15 protein-coding genes are annotated in these 16,351 nt (G+C 71.8%); 3 read left to right on the plus strand and 12 right to left on the minus strand.

The features are described 5' to 3' along the window. The first annotated feature begins 1 nt into the window (after position 1). Complete coding sequence (locus IM778_RS13340; RefSeq protein WP_194409336.1) at positions 2–2,395, plus strand: heavy metal translocating P-type ATPase; 2,394 nt, start codon at positions 2–4, stop codon at positions 2,393–2,395. After that, positions 2,392–2,700 (plus strand): metal-sensitive transcriptional regulator, encoded by a 309-nt coding sequence (locus tag IM778_RS13345; protein ID WP_194409337.1) that lies wholly within the window; start codon positions 2,392–2,394, stop codon positions 2,698–2,700. Before IM778_RS13340 ends, IM778_RS13345 begins: the two co-directional genes overlap by 4 nt. 64 nt (positions 2,701–2,764) lie before the next feature. Here IM778_RS13345 and rarD read toward each other — a convergent pair whose 3' ends face one another. After that, entirely contained in the window at positions 2,765–3,697 is a 933-nt protein-coding gene (rarD, locus tag IM778_RS13350) for an EamA family transporter RarD (protein WP_420488858.1), read from the minus strand. An 856-nt stretch (positions 3,698–4,553) separates the two neighbouring features. Further along, the gene (groES, locus tag IM778_RS13355) at positions 4,554–4,850 is read right to left on the minus strand and encodes a co-chaperone GroES (protein WP_045275440.1); all 297 of its coding nucleotides are present in this window, start codon (positions 4,848–4,850) and stop codon (positions 4,554–4,556) included. Between the two features lie 136 nt (positions 4,851–4,986). Here groES and IM778_RS13360 point away from each other — a divergent pair, with 136 nt between their 5' ends. Then, the gene (locus IM778_RS13360) at positions 4,987–6,192 is read left to right on the plus strand and encodes a THUMP-like domain-containing protein (protein ID WP_194409339.1); all 1,206 of its coding nucleotides are present in this window, start codon (positions 4,987–4,989) and stop codon (positions 6,190–6,192) included. Between the two features lie 6 nt (positions 6,193–6,198). Here the strand turns inward: IM778_RS13360 and IM778_RS13365 are convergent, their stop codons facing one another. The 10 genes from IM778_RS13365 to IM778_RS13410 all read right to left on the minus strand — a co-directional run bounded on the left by IM778_RS13365 (position 6,199) and on the right by IM778_RS13410 (position 16,323). Beyond that, positions 6,199–6,894 (minus strand): hypothetical protein, encoded by a 696-nt coding sequence (locus IM778_RS13365; protein ID WP_194409340.1) that lies wholly within the window; start codon positions 6,892–6,894, stop codon positions 6,199–6,201. After that, complete coding sequence (gene tsaD / locus IM778_RS13370; RefSeq protein ID WP_194409341.1) at positions 6,891–7,973, minus strand: tRNA (adenosine(37)-N6)-threonylcarbamoyltransferase complex transferase subunit TsaD; 1,083 nt, start codon at positions 7,971–7,973, stop codon at positions 6,891–6,893. Before tsaD ends, IM778_RS13365 begins: the two co-directional genes overlap by 4 nt. Then, positions 7,970–8,578 carry a ribosomal protein S18-alanine N-acetyltransferase gene (rimI, locus tag IM778_RS13375; protein WP_194409342.1) on the minus strand — a complete coding sequence of 203 codons (609 nt, stop codon included), beginning with the start codon at positions 8,576–8,578 and terminating at the stop codon, positions 7,970–7,972. Before rimI ends, tsaD begins: the two co-directional genes overlap by 4 nt. After that, positions 8,575–9,234, minus strand: coding sequence for a tRNA (adenosine(37)-N6)-threonylcarbamoyltransferase complex dimerization subunit type 1 TsaB (tsaB, locus tag IM778_RS13380; protein ID WP_194409343.1), 660 nt, complete (start codon positions 9,232–9,234; stop codon positions 8,575–8,577). Before tsaB ends, rimI begins: the two co-directional genes overlap by 4 nt. Positions 9,235–9,510: 276 nt before the next feature. Then, the gene (gene tsaE / locus IM778_RS13385; protein ID WP_194409344.1) at positions 9,511–10,011 is read right to left on the minus strand and encodes a tRNA (adenosine(37)-N6)-threonylcarbamoyltransferase complex ATPase subunit type 1 TsaE; all 501 of its coding nucleotides are present in this window, start codon (positions 10,009–10,011) and stop codon (positions 9,511–9,513) included. Between the two features lie 28 nt (positions 10,012–10,039). Beyond that, entirely contained in the window at positions 10,040–11,164 is a 1,125-nt protein-coding gene (gene alr, locus IM778_RS13390; protein WP_194409345.1) for an alanine racemase, read from the minus strand. Further along, positions 11,161–11,571, minus strand: coding sequence for a holo-ACP synthase (locus IM778_RS13395; protein WP_194409346.1), 411 nt, complete (start codon positions 11,569–11,571; stop codon positions 11,161–11,163). The genes alr and IM778_RS13395 overlap by 4 nt, the downstream gene beginning before the upstream one ends. A 49-nt stretch (positions 11,572–11,620) precedes the next feature. Beyond that, positions 11,621–13,471: a glutamine--fructose-6-phosphate transaminase (isomerizing) gene (gene glmS, locus IM778_RS13400; protein ID WP_194409347.1), complete on the minus strand. Its 1,851-nt coding sequence runs from the start codon at positions 13,469–13,471 to the stop codon at positions 11,621–11,623. Between the two features lie 169 nt (positions 13,472–13,640). Next, positions 13,641–14,597, minus strand: a complete 957-nt coding sequence (coaA, locus tag IM778_RS13405) for a type I pantothenate kinase (RefSeq protein WP_420488832.1) — start codon at positions 14,595–14,597, stop codon at positions 13,641–13,643. Between the two features lie 121 nt (positions 14,598–14,718). After that, the gene (locus IM778_RS13410) at positions 14,719–16,323 is read right to left on the minus strand and encodes a M20/M25/M40 family metallo-hydrolase (RefSeq protein WP_194409349.1); all 1,605 of its coding nucleotides are present in this window, start codon (positions 16,321–16,323) and stop codon (positions 14,719–14,721) included. Positions 16,324–16,351: the final 28 nt, after the last annotated feature.

The raw sequence follows: 16,351 nt of genomic DNA on the forward strand, positions 1-16,351 counted from the left end.
CATGGACGCCTCGGCCCCGGCTGCCCGGATCGAGCTCGAGATCGGCGGCATGACGTGCGCCTCGTGCGCGGCGCGGATCGAGAAGCGACTGAACCGGATGGACGGGGTGGAGGCATCCGTCAACTACGCCACCGAGAAAGCCGTCGTGAACGCCGCCGCGGGCATCGACCCGCAGGCACTCATCGACGAGGTGGTCAAGACGGGGTACAGCGCGGCACTGCCCGCGCCGCCCGTTCCCGACACCGCGGACAGCGGCCCTGCCCCCGACCCGGAGCTCACCGCGCTGCGGCAGCGCGTGATCGGATCGGCCATCCTCTCGGCGCCCGTCATCCTCCTCGCGATGATCCCGGCGCTGCAGTTCACCTACTGGCAGTGGGCGTCGCTGGCGCTGGCCGCCCCCGTCGTGGTGTGGGGAGCGTGGCCGTTCCACCGCGCCGCGTGGATCAACCTCCGCCACGGCGCCGCCACGATGGACACGCTGATCTCGCTCGGCGTCTCGGCCGCGTTCCTGTGGTCGCTGTACGCGCTGTTCCTCGGCGACGCCGGCATGCCCGGCATGATGGAGGCGTTCGAGTGGTCGGTGCAGCCGAGCGACGGCGCGGGCAACATCTATCTCGAGGTCGCCTCCGGCGTCACGACGTTCGTGCTGGCGGGCCGGTACTTCGAGACACGATCGAAGCGGCGCGCAGGCGCCGCGCTGCGGGCGCTGCTCGAGGTCGGCGCGAAGGACGTGGCCGTGCTGCGCGTCCCGGCCGGCGGCGGCTCCCCCGTCGAGGAGCGCGTGCCCGTCGGCGAGCTGCGCGTGGGCGAGGAGTTCGTCGTGCGCCCCGGCGAGAAGATCGCGACGGACGGCGTCGTCGTCTCGGGCACGTCGGCCGTCGACGCCTCGATGGTGACCGGAGAGTCCGTTCCGGTCGAGGTCTCGCCCGGCGACGCCGTCGTCGGCGCGACCGTGAACGCCGGCGGACGGCTCGTCGTGCGCGCCACGCGCGTCGGCGACGACACGCAGCTCGCGCAGATGGCGCGTCTCGTCGAAGACGCGCAGTCGGGCAAGGCCAAAGTGCAGCGCCTCGCCGACCGGATCTCGGGCGTATTCGTGCCGATCGTGCTGCTGATCGCCATCGGCACGCTGGCGGGATGGCTGCTCATCGGCGGGTCCGCTCCCATGGCGTTCACGGCGGCCGTCGCCGTGCTCATCATCGCGTGCCCGTGCGCGCTCGGGCTCGCCACGCCGACCGCGCTGCTGGTCGGAACCGGCCGCGGAGCGCAGCTCGGCATCCTGATCAAGGGTCCTGAGGTGCTCGAGTCGACCCGCACCGTCGACACCGTGGTGCTCGACAAGACCGGCACGGTCACGACCGGTCGCATGGCGCTCATCGACGTGGTCGTGGCCGCGGATTCGGATCCGGAAACCGGAGAACGTGACGTTTTCCGGAGCGGCAGCGGCCACGACTCCGGAAACCGCGCGGAAGTCCGAATTCCGGATCCGGTGGAGAAGACGCGGGCGGATGCCGCCCCCGCCGCCCGCCGCGAGGTGCTGCGTCTCGCGGGCGCGGTCGAGCACGCCTCGGAGCACCCGATCGCACAGGCCATCGCGCGCGCCGCGGTCGCCGAGACCGGCGACCTGCCCGCCGTCGAGTCGTTCCAGAACGTGCCGGGCAAGGGCGTCTCGGGCGTCGTGGACGGGCGTGCGGTGCTCGTCGGCCGCGACGTCCTGCTCGCGGACTGGGCGCTGACCCTGCCGGCGCCGCTGGCCGACGCGAAGGCGGCGGCCGAGGCATCCGGTCGCACCGCCGTCGCGGTCGCGTGGGACGGCGAGGTGCGGGGCCTGCTCGTGGTCGCCGACCAGGTCAAGCCCACCAGCCGCGAGGCGGTCGCACAACTGCGCGGCCTCGGGCTCACGCCCGTCCTCCTCACCGGCGACAACGCCGCCGCGGCGCGTGCGATCGCCGCCGAGGTCGGCATCGACCGCGTCACCGCCGAGGTGCTGCCCCACGAGAAGGTCGACGCCGTCAAGGCACTGCAGGCCGAGGGCCGGGTCGTGGCGATGGTCGGCGACGGCGTGAACGACGCCGCCGCCCTCGCGCAGGCCGACCTGGGGCTCGCGATGGGGACGGGGACGGATGCCGCGATCGAGGCATCCGACATCACCCTGGTGCGCGGCGATCTGCGCAGCGCGGCCGACGCCATCCGGCTGTCACGGTCGACGCTCGGCACCATCAAGGTCAACCTGTTCTGGGCCTTCGCGTACAACGTCGCGGCGATCCCGCTGGCGGCGCTGGGCCTGCTCAATCCGATGATCGCCGGTGCCGCGATGGCCCTGTCGAGCGTCTTCGTCGTCGGCAACAGCCTGCGACTGCGCACGTTCCGTTCCCTCCAGGAGAAGAAGTCATGACCGACGTCCAGACGCACGAGCACACCCACCACGGGTACATCACCGACAAGGACAAGTACCTCAACCGCCTCAAGCGCATCGAAGGCCAGGCGCGCGGCATCCACAAGATGGTCGAGGACGAGAAGTACTGCATCGACATCCTCACGCAGATCAGCGCGCTGACCTCCGCCCTCGAGGCGGTCGCCGTCGGGCTGCTCGACGACCACCTGCGCCACTGCGTCGTCGACGCCGCGCGCCTGGGCGGCCCGGAGGCCGACGCGAAGATCACCGAGGCCTCGCAGGCGATCGCACGACTGGTGCGCTGACCGCCTGCGGCACCGTTTGGGCGCGGGCTCGGGCTCGGGCGCGGGCTCGGGCTCAGGCTCGGGCTCAGTCGGCGGATGCCGCGGCCAGGCGCGCGCGGCGGGTGTGGAGCACCGAGTCCACGGTCAGGATGGTGAGCGCGACCCACACCAGGCCGAACCCGATCCAGCGTTCGAGCGGCATCGGCTCCTGGAGGACGAGCCAGCCGATGAGGAACTGCAGGATCGGCGCGACGAACTGCAGGATGCCGATGAGCGTGAGCGGCGCGCGGCGGGCACCGGCGGCGAACAGCAGCAGCGGCACGGCGGTGATGACGCCGGCGAGGCTGAGGAGCAGTGCGTGCTCCCAGCCGCTCGTGCCCATCGTGAGACCTCCGGTCACGCCGACGACGATGAGCACGACCGCGGCGACGGGTGTGAGCCAGAGGGTCTCTAGTGTCAGCCCGCTCACGGCGTCGACCGACGGGCCGACCTTGTTCTTCACGAGGCCGTAGACGCCGAACGAGGCCGCGAGCGTGAGGGCGATCCACGGGAACGCCCCGTAGCCCACGATGATCACGACGACGGCGACCACCGCGATGCCGATCGCGACCCACTGGGCTCGTCGCAGGCGCTCGTGCAGCACCAGCACTCCCAGCATCACGGTGACGATCGGGTTGATGAAGTACCCCAGGCTCGTCTCGATCACGTGCCCGCTCAGGGCGCCGAGGATGAAGACCTGCCAGTTGATGTAGATGAGCACGCCGGCCAGTGCCGTCAGCCACAGCAGACGCCGCTGCCGCATGATCGCGGCGAGCCTGCGCCACGTGCGCGTGACCGTGAGCAGCAGGGCGCAGAAGATCAGCGACAGCAGGATGCGCCACGCGACCAGCTCGAACGGCTCCGTCGGCGCGAGCAGCAGGAAGTACAGCGGCAGGAAGCCCCACAGCAGGTACGCCGAGAAGGCGTACACGCCGCCGAGCGAACGCTCGCGCGCCGACTCGATGCCCGTCGGCGGCAACGTGATCCCCGCGGTGGATGCCGCCGCCACCGCGAGATCGTCGACGCCGGCCTCGGCGCGGTTCGCGGTCGGTTCGGGAGTCACCGATCCAGCCTAGAGCCGGTCCGCCGGGCCGGGCCCGGGCCTGGGTCTGCGCGGGCCCCGGGCCTGCGCGGGCCCTGGGCCTGCGCGGGCCCTGGGCCTGCGCGGGCCCTGGATCGGCGCGGGCCCTGGATCGGCGCGGGCCCTGGGCCTGCGCCGGCCCTGCTGGGCTCGGTCCCGGCTCCGCCCGGCCCGTCGCCCCACGTTGAGGTTGAAAAACCACGTGCAGGTTGAGAACCACTCCATCCGAGGGCGTCTCAACCTACATGTGGTTTCTCAACCTCAACACGACGTCGCCCAGGCGCTCCGGCCCCGACCCCCGGCATCCGCCCTCTCCCGCCGGCACGACACGCCGCGCGCGCCGTCCCACCCCCACGTTGAAGTTGAAAAACCACGTGCAGGTTGAAAACCACCCAATCCGAGAGCGTCTCAACCTACATGTGGTTTCTCAACCTCAACACGACGTCGCCCAGGCGCTCCGGCCCCGACCCCCGGCATCCGCCCTCTCCCGCCGGCACGACGCGCCGCGTGCGCCGTCCCACCCCGACGTTGAAGTTGAAAAACCACGTGCAGGTTGAAAACCACCCAATCCGAGAGCGTCTCAACCTACATGTGGTTTCTCAACCTCAACACGACGTCGCGCGGGCGACGTCGCGCGGGCGGAGACGAGAGGGCGGAGACGAGAGGGCGGAGACGACCGGGCGGTGAGGAGGGGAGACATGCGAAAGGGCCGGATGCCTCGGCATCCGGCCCTCTCGTACGTGCGAAACGCGACTCAGCGGACGACGACCGCCAGGACGTCGCGAGCCGACAGGACGAGGAACTCGTCGCCGCCGAACTTGACCTCGGTGCCGCCGTACTTGCTGTAGATCACGCGGTCGCCGACGGCGACATCCAGCGGGATACGGTTGCCGTTGTCATCGATGCGGCCAGGGCCCACCGCCACGACTTCGCCCTCCTGGGGCTTCTCCTTCGCGGTGTCGGGGATGACCAGACCGCTGGACGTGGTCTGCTCGGCCTCGACCTGCTTGATGACGATGCGGTCCTCGAGCGGCTTGATGGAAACCGACACGGTCTACCTCTTCCTTCTTGAGACTAAGACTCGTTAGCACCCGCACACTGAGAGTGCTAACGCAAGTCTAGGCAACCGGCTGGCACTCTTGCAACGTGAGTGCCAAACGGGGTGTCATGGGCCGTAGGCTCGGCGGGTGGAACTCTCCGAACTCCAGGCACTGCTGACCCCGGAAGGCCTGCGGCTGCTCGACGCGGCACCCCCGGTCGAGTCGGCCGACGACGTCGCCCGAGCCGTGTCACGCCTGCGGAAGGACGGCCACTCCCCCGATCTCGTCTCGGCGGTCGTCGGGCAGGCGCGGCTGCGCACACGCGGCCGTGCGAAGTTCGGCGATCTCGCCGACCGGATGCTGTTCACCCGCGCCGGCCTCGAGCAGGCCACGCGCCTGCCGATCGCGGCCCGCCACGCGGCGCGTTTCCGAGACGCGGGATTCGAGCGCGTGGCCGACCTCGGCTGCGGCATCGGCGGCGACGCCCTGGGCCTTGCCGGCCTGGGTCTGCGCGTGCTCGCGGTCGAAGCCGACGAGGTGACCGCCGCGATCGCCGCCTACAATCTGGCCCCGTTCGGCAGCGACGTCGAGGTGCGCAACGCGACGGCCGAGGCATCCGATCTGTCGCAGGTCGACGCCGTGTGGCTCGACCCGGCCCGCCGCACGGCCGGCCACGCCGACACGGCCCGCACGCGTCCGGAGGACTGGTCGCCGGCGCTCGGCTGGGTGTTCGACCTCGCCGCACGCATGCCGGTCGGCGTGAAGCTCGGCCCAGCCCTCGACCGCAGCTTCATCCCCGACGACGTTGAAGCGCAGTGGGTGAGCGCCGACGGATCGACGGTCGAGCTGGTGCTGTGGTCGGGCGCGCTCGCCCGCGAGGGCGTGCGTCGTGCGGCGCTGGTCATCCGGGGCGGCACCGCCCATGAGCTGACGTCGCCGACGGCGCACACGCCCGCTCCGCGCACTCCGGACGCGCCGGTGCGCGACCTCGGCGCCTACCTGCACGAACCCGACGGCGCCGTGATCCGGGCGCGCCTCATCGGCGACGTCGCGCACTCGCTCGAAGCCGGCCTGCTCGACGAGCACATCGCGTATCTGACGTCGGATGCCGCGCTCACGTCGCCCTTCGTCTCGTCGTTCCGCGTGCGAGAGGTGCTGCCCGCCGACGTCAAGGCACTCGGCAAGGCACTGCGAGAACGCGGCATCGGGCGCCTGGAGATCAAGAAGCGAGGGGTGGATGTCGACCCTGCGGAGCTGCGCACCCGCTTGAAGCTGCGCGGCACCGAGTCGGCGACGCTGTTCCTCACCCGTATCGGCACGCGCCGCACCGCGATCCTCGCCGACCGCCTCTGACGCCGATCAGCCGAGCAGGTCGGCGCGCCAGGCCGCGTACAGCAGCCAGCCGGCGCTGTAGATCATCGACACCGCGCCGATGGCGATCGCCCACACCGCGAGCCTGCGGCTCTCGAGCGGACGGCGCAGCGCGAGGATCGCCGAGACGATCGCCACGATGCCGATCGGGAAGCCCCAGCCCACGAACAACGACACCGCCAGACCGACGACGGCGAACGCCAGCGCCCAGCCGGCGAGCCCTCGATGCAGACCCGATTCCTCAGCTGGGGCCCACACCAGCTGCGGCGGAGAGTCTTCGGTGCCGGGCTCGGCCGGTGCCGACTGGACCGTCACGGCGATCGGAGCCGTCGGCAGCCGGCGGAACCCGCCACGATGCGCACCCGGCAGCGGGGAGGCGTCCTGGGCGAGCTCGATCTCAGGCGAGGGCGGCTCCACCCGCGGCACGGGCTCCCCCGGCGCAGCGCCCGGCCCCACCGCACGCTCCGGCGGCGCCTCCGCTGCGCCGGGCCCCACCTCACGCTCCCGCGGCGCATCCGCAGCGCCCGGCCCCACCGCGCGCCCCGGCGCAGCGCTCGGCCCCACCGCGCGCTCCGGCGCATCCGCTGCCGCCTCCGCACGCGGCTCCGGGCGGGCCGCCGGCTTCGCGTCCTCCGGATCGGTCCCGTCGGCGCCGGGCCGAGGCATCCGCTCGTCGTCGCTCATGCCGACTCCGCGACCTGGATCTCGGTGACCGGGAGCGTCGAGTCCGCGCCGAACTCGAGGGTCGACGCGGGGCGACCCGACATGATGAGCTCCGACGCGAGCGCCGCGATCATGGCGCCGTTGTCGGTGCACAGCGACAGCGGCGGGATCCGCACCGTCACGCCCTCGGCTTTCGCGCGCTCGAGCGCGACGTCGCGCAGCCGCCGATTCGCGATGACACCGCCGCCGAGCAGCAGGCGCGGCACGCCGTAGTCGCGGCACGCGGCGAGCGCCTTCGTGACGAGCACATCGACCACCGCCTCACGGAAGCTCGCGGCGACGTCGGCCACGGGCACCGTCTCGCCCGCCGCCTGCCGCTGCTCGGTCCAGCGCGCGACGGCGGTCTTCAGCCCCGAGAACGAGAAGTCGTAGCGGTGCTTGGGCAGGTCGCTCGCACGCGACAGGCCGCGCGGGAACGGGATCGCGTTCGGATCCCCGGGCGCCGCGGCCCGATCGATCTCGGGACCGCCCGGGTAGGGCAGCCCGAGCAGGCGCGCGACCTTGTCGAACGCCTCGCCCGCCGCGTCGTCCATGGTCTCGCCGAGCAGCTCGACGTCGGTGGTCAGGTCGCGCACCAGCAGCAGCGACGTGTGCCCCCCGCTCACAAGCAGCGCGACAGTGGGGTACTCGAGCGGCGGTGCGTCGCGGTCGAGGATGTCGGCGGCGATGTGGCCCACGAGGTGGTTGACCGCGTACAGCGGCTTGCCGAGCGCCACCGAGAGGGCCTTCGCCGCGCCGACCCCGACCATGAGGGCTCCGGCGAGCCCGGGTCCGCTCGTGACCGCGACGGCGTCGATGTCGGCGAGCTCTACGTCGGACTCGGCGAGCGCGGCGCGGATCGCCGGCTCGAGCGCCTCGAGGTGCGCGCGCGCCGCGACCTCGGGCACCACGCCGCCGTACCGCGCGTGCTCGTCCATCGAGCTCGCGATCGTGTTCGACAGCAGCGTGCGTCCGCGCACGATGCCGATCCCGGTCTCATCGCAGCTGGTCTCGATGCCGAGCACCAGCGGCCCGGCCGCTGAGCCTGCCGAGGCGTTCACGTGCACACCCCGCCTTCCCACCCCGGAGCGGCACTCCGGAAACCGGACTTCGCGCTCGTTTCCGGAGCACCCGCGCCCTCGGCTCCGGAAAACGTGCGATTCTCCAGTTTCCGGATCCGAGATTCGGTCGCCGCCGACGGATGCCGCGCCGCGGTCCACCCGCGCAGATCGAGCTTCATCACCACGGCGTCGATGTCGTCGGGCTGGTAATAGCGCGGCTTGCGCCCGATCTCGAAGAATCCCTCCGAGACGTAGAGCGACTGCGCGACGGGGTTGTCGGCGCGCACCTCGAGGAACACGTGGGCGACGCCCCGGCGGGAGGCCTCCTCGAGGAGCGTCCGCAACAGTGCGCGTCCTCGGCCGCGGCCGCGCGCGGCCTCGGCGAGCGCGATGGTCTGGATGTCGGCATCCGTCGCGTTCTTCACGGCGCGCAGTCCGGCGTACCCGACGATCTGCCCCGCCTCCTCGTCGACCACGTACCAGCCGTGCGGCGACGCGAGCTCCTCGCGCATCATCGGCTCGGACCAGGCGTCGGTCGGGAACGAGGCGCGCTCGAGGCGCATGATCGCCGCGAGATCGTCGGCGGTCGCCGCGCGCAGGGTCATGCCACCACCCGCTTCGGGGCGGACGGCAGCGTGACGTCGGGCGACCGCAGGTACAGCGCCTGGGCGGGAGCGACCGTGCGCCCGGCCGACAGCGCCCGAGCAGCGACGAGAGCCAGCATCGCGGCCGGGATGCGCTCGGCATCGCGCCGCATGGCGCCCGCGTCGGCGAGGACCCGATCGAGCTCGTCGCGGGGCACGAGCGCCGGCTCGGCGACCCGGACCGGGAGCCCGTCGTCGTCGAGGCCGCGGTACAGCGTGTAGGCGAACTCGCGGCGACGCGCGTCGGTGACGACCGCGAACGTCTCGTCGTCGGCGTGCTCGTATCCACCGGTGAGCGCGTCGTGGATGAGCAGCTCGAGCGCGACGGCGTCATGGCTGACCACCGGCACGACGGGTACGCCGCAGCCGAGTGCGAACGCGCGGGAGGCCGCGATGCCGACGCGAAGCCCCGTGAAGGGTCCTGGGCCCATCCCCGCGGCGACATGCGTGACATGGGCGGGAGTGACGGATGCCTCGGCCAGCGCCCGCTCGATGAGCGTGCCGACGACCTCGGCGTGGCCGCGGGGATCGAGGCTCTCGACCTGCGACCGCACGACGCCGTCGGGCTCGACCACCGCCACTGCGGAGCCGAGCGACGTGTCGATGCCGAGGATCACGCCTTCCAGCGTAACCGCGGCCCGTCATCGGGCGAGCGAGATGACCGCGGCGGTGCAGGCGTTTCGACTCGCTTCGCTCGCTCAACGACCGGGGAGGGCGCATGCGGGTGAGGCGAGCGAGACGTGGCGCGGCGGGCCGAGGCGTTTCGACTCGCTTCGCTCGCTCATCGACCGGGGAGGGCGCATGCGGGTGAGCTCGACGACCGGGGAGGGCGCGTACGAACGCTCAACGACCGGAAACCCCGCGCTCGACGACAGGGGATCCGGTCGGTGCGGCTAGGGGTGGCGCGAGATCGTCACGAGCCGCGGAGCGGCGGCGTCGAGCTCGGCCTCGTGCGCGACCCCGGAGCAGGCGTCGTCCTGCCCGTGCCCGTGCCACTCCCGCTCGATCTCGAGCTCCCACCACGTGTCGCGGACGCCGTCGACCATGCCGCGACCCCACTCGACGATCACGACCGAGCCGTCGAAGTCGATGTCGAGGTCGTCGAGCTCGGCCGGCGAGCCGAGACGGTACGCGTCGACGTGCACGAGCGGCGCGCCGCCCACGAGCGAGGGGTGCGTGCGAGCGAGCACGAACGTCGGGCTCTGGATGGGGCCGCGCACGCCGAGCCCCTGCCCGATGCCGCGGGTGAGCGTGGTCTTGCCCGCGCCGAGCGGACCCGTGAGCACCACCAGGTCGCCGGGGCGCAGCATCCGCCCGATCTGCTCCCCCAGCGCCTCCATATCGCCGGGCGAGAGGATCTCGCGCTGTCCGACCAGCGCGTCCAGCCCGCTCATGCGCGCGCCTCCGTTCGGCGAGCGCCGCTCACTGCGTCACCTGCCGGCGGGGCACGCGGGGTCCGATGCGCGTGACGATCTCGTAGTTGATGGTGGCCGCGGCATCCGCCCATTCCGTCGCGGACGGCATCCCGAGCGTGGGGTCGCCGAACAGCACGACCTCGTCGCCGACCGCCACGGGCGCGTCGCCGACGTCGACGACGAACTGGTCCATCGCGATGCGTCCGGCGACGCGGTGCCGTCGGCCGCCGATCACGACCGGCCCGGCGCCGGAGGCCTGCCGGGGCACGCCGTCGGCATAGCCCAGCGGCACGAGCGCCAGGGTCGTGTCGCGCTCGGTGCGGTAGTCGTATCCGTACGAGACACCCTTGCCGGGCGGCACGCGCCGCACCGCGGCCACCGTGCCGCGCAGCGTCATCGCGGGACGCAGGCCGAGGTCGGCCGACGACCGGTCGTCGAACGGCGACAGGCCGTAGATGCCGATGCCGATGCGCACGCAGCCGAGCCGCGACTCGGGCAGGTCGATCGCCGCGTGCGTCGCGGCGATGTGCCGCAGCGGCGGCGCGAGGCCGAGCGACGCGGCGGCGCCGACGCCCTCCTCGAACGCACGCAGCGCGGCGCGGTCCTCGTCGGCCGAGGCGTTGGAGAGGTGGCTGAACAGCGCGACCACGCGCACGCGCCCGATGCGTTCGAGCCGTGCCGCCTCGGCGAACACGACGCGGTAGTCCTCGGGCGCGATGCCGTTGCGCGACAGGCCCGTCTCGAGCTTCAGGTGCACCGCGACGGGCCGGTCGGCGGATGCCGCGGCGGCGGCCCTCTGCAGCTGATCGAGGCTCGAGATGCCGAGCTCGATCCCCTGAGCGGCGGCCTCGGCGAAGTCCGCGCCCGGCGCGTGCAGCCAGGCGACGATCGGCGCGTCGATGCCGCCGCGCCGGAGCGCGAGGGCCTCGGTGGTGTCGGAGACGCCGATGCGCGTCGCACCGCCGGCGAGCGCCGCGGCGGCCGATCGCACGGCGCCGTGCCCGTACCCGTCGGCCTTGACGACCGCGATGACCTCGGACTCGGTGAGACGGCGCAGGTGCCGCACATTGTCTTCGATCGCGCCGACGTCGACGAGCGCCTCGCGCAGCGCGCCGCCGGGCAGGCCGCTCACGCGCCCGGCTCCGCGTCGCCGGCCGCAGGCGCGCCCGCGCCTGCCCCTGCGCCCGCCCCGGCCTCGGCGATGACGTACGCGGCCGCGAGGCCGGCGTCATGCGACAGCGAGAGGTGGACGGTGGTGATGCCGCGACCGGTGACGACCGCCGCCGTCGAGCCGGTCAGCAGGAAGTGGGGGGCGCCGGATGCCGCGGACGCGATCTCGATCTCGGTCCAGTGCACGCCCTCCGATCCGCCGAGCGCCTTGATGAGGGCCTCCTTGGCGGCGTAGCGCGCGGCGAGCGAGTGCGGCTTGAGCAGCCGTTCGGCCTCCGAGAACAGCCGCTCGAGCAGCTTCGGGGTGCGCTCGATCGTGCGCTCGAAGCGAGCGATGTCGACGAGGTCGACGCCGATCCCGACGATCATGTGCTCCTCCTGGACGCCGCGGATGCGGCATCCGTCACGATATCGCGCCCTACTCGACGGTGACCGACTTCGCGAGGTTGCGGGGCTGGTCGACGTCGAGGCCCTTGGCCGTGGCGAGCCCCATCGCGAAGATGTGCAGCGGCACGACGGCGAGGAGCGGCTCGAAGAAGGGTCCGGCGAGCGGGATGCGCAGCACCTCGTCGGCCTTGGGCAGCACCGCCGCGTCGCCCTCTTCGGCGATCGCGATGACGCGCGCGCCGCGGGCACGGATCTCTTCGATCGACGAGATGACCTTCTTGTGCATCTCGGCCGACCGGCGCGGCGACGGCACGATGACGAACACCGGCTGACCGGGCTCGATGAGGGCGATCGGTCCGTGCTTGAGCTCGCCCGCCGCGAAGCCCTCGGCGTGGATGTAGGCGAGCTCCTTGAGCTTGAGCGCACCCTCGAGGGCGATCGGGAACCCGACGTGGCGACCGAGGAACAGCACCGAGCGGGTGTCGGCCATCCAGTGCGCGAACTGCTCGATGCGGGGCTGCTCGCGCTCGAGGATCTGCGCGATCTTGCCGGGAACGGCCTCCAGCTCGCGCACGTGCGCCGCGGCATCCGCCGGCGACACCGCGCCGCGCACGCGGCCGATGTGCAGGCCCATCAGGTACAGCGCCGTGATCTGGGCGACGAACGCCTTCGTCGAGGCCACCGCGACCTCGGGTCCGGCGTGGGTGTAGACGATCGCGTCGGACTCGCGCGGGATCGTCGCCCCCTGCGTGTTGCAGATCGACAGCGTCTTCGCGCCGTGCTCGCGGGCGTACTTGACGGCCATTAGTGTGTCCATGGTCTCGCCGGACTGGCTGATCGAGACGACGAGCGTGTCGGGGCCGATGACCGGGTCCCGGTAGCGGAACTCGTGCGCGAGCTCGACATCGACGGGGATGCGGGTCCACTGCTCGATCGCGTACTTGCCGACCTGGCCCGCGTAGGCCGCGGTGCCGCACGCGATGACGATGATGCGCGACACGTCGGCGAACAGCTCGTCCATGCCGTCGAGCTCGGGGATCACGACCTCGTCGCCGCGGATGCGACCGCGGAGGGTGTTCGCGACGGCCTCGGGCTCTTCCGAGACCTCCTTGGCCATGAACGACGACCAGCCGCCCTTCTCGGCGGCCGACGCGTCCCATGTCACCTCGAACGGCTCGACCTCGACGGGGTTGCCGTCGAAGTCCGTGACCTCGACGCCCTCGGGCGTGATCGCGACGATCTGGTCCTGGCCGATCGCCAGCGCGTTGCGGGTGTGCTCCACGAACGCGGCGACGTCGGACCCCAGGAAGTTCTCGCCGTCGCCCAGGCCGATGACCAGCGGCGAGTTGCGGCGCGCGCCGACCACGAGGCCGGGCTGGTCCTGGTGCATCGCGAGCAGCGTGAAGGCGCCCTCGAGGCGGGCCACCACGTCGCGGAACGCCGCCGACAGGTCGCCGGTGCGGCGGAACTCGCGCCCGAGCAGAACGGCGGCGACCTCGGTGTCGGTCTCGCTGCGGAACGTGAAGCCCTCGGCGAGGAGCTCGGCCTTCAGCTCGGAGAAGTTCTCGATGATGCCGTTGTGGATGACGGCGAGCCTGTCGTCGTCGGCGAGGTGGGGGTGGGCGTTCCCGTCGGTCGGGCCGCCGTGCGTCGCCCAGCGGGTGTGCCCGATGCCGGTCGTGCCGTCGGCGAGCGGGTGCGCGGCGAGGTCGTCGCGCAGCACCTGCAGCTTTCCGGCGCGCTTGCGCATCCCCAGCCCGCCGTCACCGTCGATGACGGCGATGCCGGCCGAGTCGTAGCCGCGGTACTCCAGGCGCGAGAGACCCGAGACGAGGATGGCCTGGCTCGGCCGCGGGCCCACGTATCCGACGATTCCACACATGGGCTCAATCGTAAGCCGGGGGGTTTGCGAGGATCCCGAACGAACGACGGATGCCGGGGGCCGGCGCCCTGCGACGGGTCCGGGGCGTTTCGTCTCGATCGCTGACGCTCCCTCGCTCAACGACCGGGAAGTCATCGGTCGTTGAGCGAGCGAAGCGAGACGAAACGCGTCAGAGTTTGCGGAGGAGGACGCTCTCGACGGTGTGGTCGGCGGCCTTCTGCAGCACCAGGTTCGCGCGATGGCGGGTGGGCAGGACGTTCTCCTGCAGGTTCGGGAGGTTGATCGTGTTCCAGAAGTGCAGCGCCCGCTCCACCGCCTCGTCGTCGCTGAGCTCGGCGAAGACGTTGAAGAACGAGCTCGGGTTGCTGAAGGCCGCGCGGCGCAGGGCGAGGAAGCGCTCGACGTACCACTGCGCGATGTGGTCGGCATCCGCATCGACGTAGACCGAGAAGTCGAACAGGTCGCTGACGGCCACATCGTTCGGCGACGGCGGCGGCTGCAGCACGTTGAGGCCCTCGACGATGACGATGTCGGGCCGGCGCACGGTGACCACGGCGTCGGGCACGATGTCGTACCGCATGTGCGAGTAGAACGGCGCGCGCACTTCGGGCGCACCGCTCTTGACCTCGGTGAGGAACGAGACGAGCGAGCGCCGGTCGTACGACTCGGGGAAGCCCTTGCGCTCCATGAGCCCGCGCCGTTCCAGCTCGGCGTTGGGGTAGAGGAACCCGTCGGTCGTGACGAGCTCGACGCGGGGCGTGCCGGGCCAGCGGCTCGTCAGCTCGCGGAGCAGTCGGGCGATCGTGGACTTGCCCACCGCGACCGAGCCGGCCACGCCGACGATGAACGGCGTCGTCGAGTCGGATTCGCCCAGGAACGCCGACTCCTCGGCCCCCAGCCGCTTGGTCGACTCGGCGTACAGCGACAGCAGCCGCGAGAGCGGGACGTAGACCTGCGCGACCTCGGCCATGTCGAGCCGATCGCCGAGTCCGCGGATCTGGACGATCTCGGTCTCGCTCAACGGCTGAGTCAGGCCGGCAGCGAGGCGCGCCCAGTCGTCCCGGTCGATCTGCCGGTACAGCGAGAGCACGGGCGCCAGGGTGGCGGCATCGTCGGGGGCGGACATCGCGCCCATCCTATGGGTTCCGGATGCCTCGGCCCGCGGCATCCGTCTCGCCCTGTGAGTAGCTGCCACAGCGAAAGGCCCGCCTCCTGGTGGAGGCGGGCCTCTGTCGCTCAGCCGGAGATCAGTCGGCGTCGGCGGTGTGGTCGTGGCCGTGGTAGCCGCCACCGCCGCTCGCCCACGTGCCCTCGGCACCGGCGGGCTCGGGCAGCATCAGGCCACCCGGCACGTCGACGCCCACCACGCCGTTGACGAGCTCGGTCGAGTACGAGTACGCGAGCACCGCCAGGGCGATGGCGTCGGCGTTGACCTCGAGCGCCTCCCTGCTGATGTTGCCGATGTCGTCGCATGCCTGGTGGTAGCACGGGTCGAGCCACTCGCCCGCCGTGCCGCCCCAGATCGCCGCCTGCTCGGCGGTCTTCTCGTCCTCGGCGCCGGTGAAGAGACCGCCCGCCGGGATGCCGGCGAGGATGAACGCCTCGTAGTCGCTGCGCCCGCTGAACTCGGCGTCGTCGTAGGGCACTCCCACGCTCGTGAAGTAGCTCTCGAACAGATCCTCGATCTCGATGGAGCCCTCGGGGACGACCACGGGGGCCTCCCACGTCGACTCGTCACCGTCGTAGACCATGAAGATGTAGTTCGGCGACGCGACCATGTCGAAGTTCAGGTACAGCGCGATGCGCTCGCGCTCCGCGTCGCTGAGTCCCTCCACGTAGGCGGCCGACCCCACGAGTCCGACCTCTTCGGCACCCCACCAGGCGAAGCGCACGGTGTTCTGCGGCTTCACCTTGCGCATGCTCTCGGCGATGTCGAGGAGAGCGGCCGAGCCCGAGCCGTTGTCGTTGATGCCGGGTCCGGCCGGGACCGAGTCGAGGTGCGCACCGGCCATGACCACGTTGTCGGGGTTGACGCCCGGCAACTCGGCGATCACGTTCTTCTGCGGGTGGTTCTCGAGGAACATGCTGACGGTCGCGGTCGACCCCGGCTGCGCCAGCTGCACGCCGGCGGGGAACGAGGTGGACACCACGGGGATGTCGAGCGCCGTCGGGTTCGCCCCGATCAGCGTCACGTTCGTCATCGGGTCCATGCGATCGGGCGCATTGCCCTGGTTCGTGATGACGACCGCCTCGGCGCCGGCATCCTGCGCGTGGCGGGCCTTCACGCCGAACTCGCAGAAGCCGCGCTGGATGAGCGCGATGTCGGCCGGGCCCGAGAAGTCCAGGCCCGCGAAGTCGGCGACCTCGCAGCCGCTCGTGCTCGCAGCCGGGTTCTCCAGTGCCAGGTCGACCGGGATGACGTTGCCGGTCACGGTCCCGACGCCGGAACCCTCGCGGAAGTACCCCGCCGGGTGTGCGACATCGGTCGGGGTGTGCTGATGCACGGTCGGGATGGGCAGGAAGTAGTCGAACTCGTCGATCGACACCTTCCAGCCGGCGGCTTCGAGCGTCTCGACGACGTAGTCGACGCTCGCCTCGTAGCCCGCGGTGTCGGCGGCGCGGTTGCCGCCGTTGGCATCGGCGATCTGCTGGAACGCCTCGAGGTGCTCCATCGCACCGTCGGCCGACACGCACGCCAGGAGCTTCGCGACGGTGTTGTTGTTCCGGTTGTCGCACGACACGCCGGGAGCGGCGGCGGCCGCCGTCATGGGCGCGAGCGCGAGCGCGAGGGCGGTGGCCCCGGCGGCGCCCAGTCCCACGGCGCGGCGCGCCGAGGTGCGGGATCTGTTCATGTTCTCTCCTTGACGTTCGACGGCCATC

The sequence above is a fragment of the Microbacterium cremeum genome, assembly GCF_015277855.1.
Classification (GTDB): Bacteria; Actinomycetota; Actinomycetes; order Actinomycetales; family Microbacteriaceae; genus Microbacterium; species Microbacterium cremeum.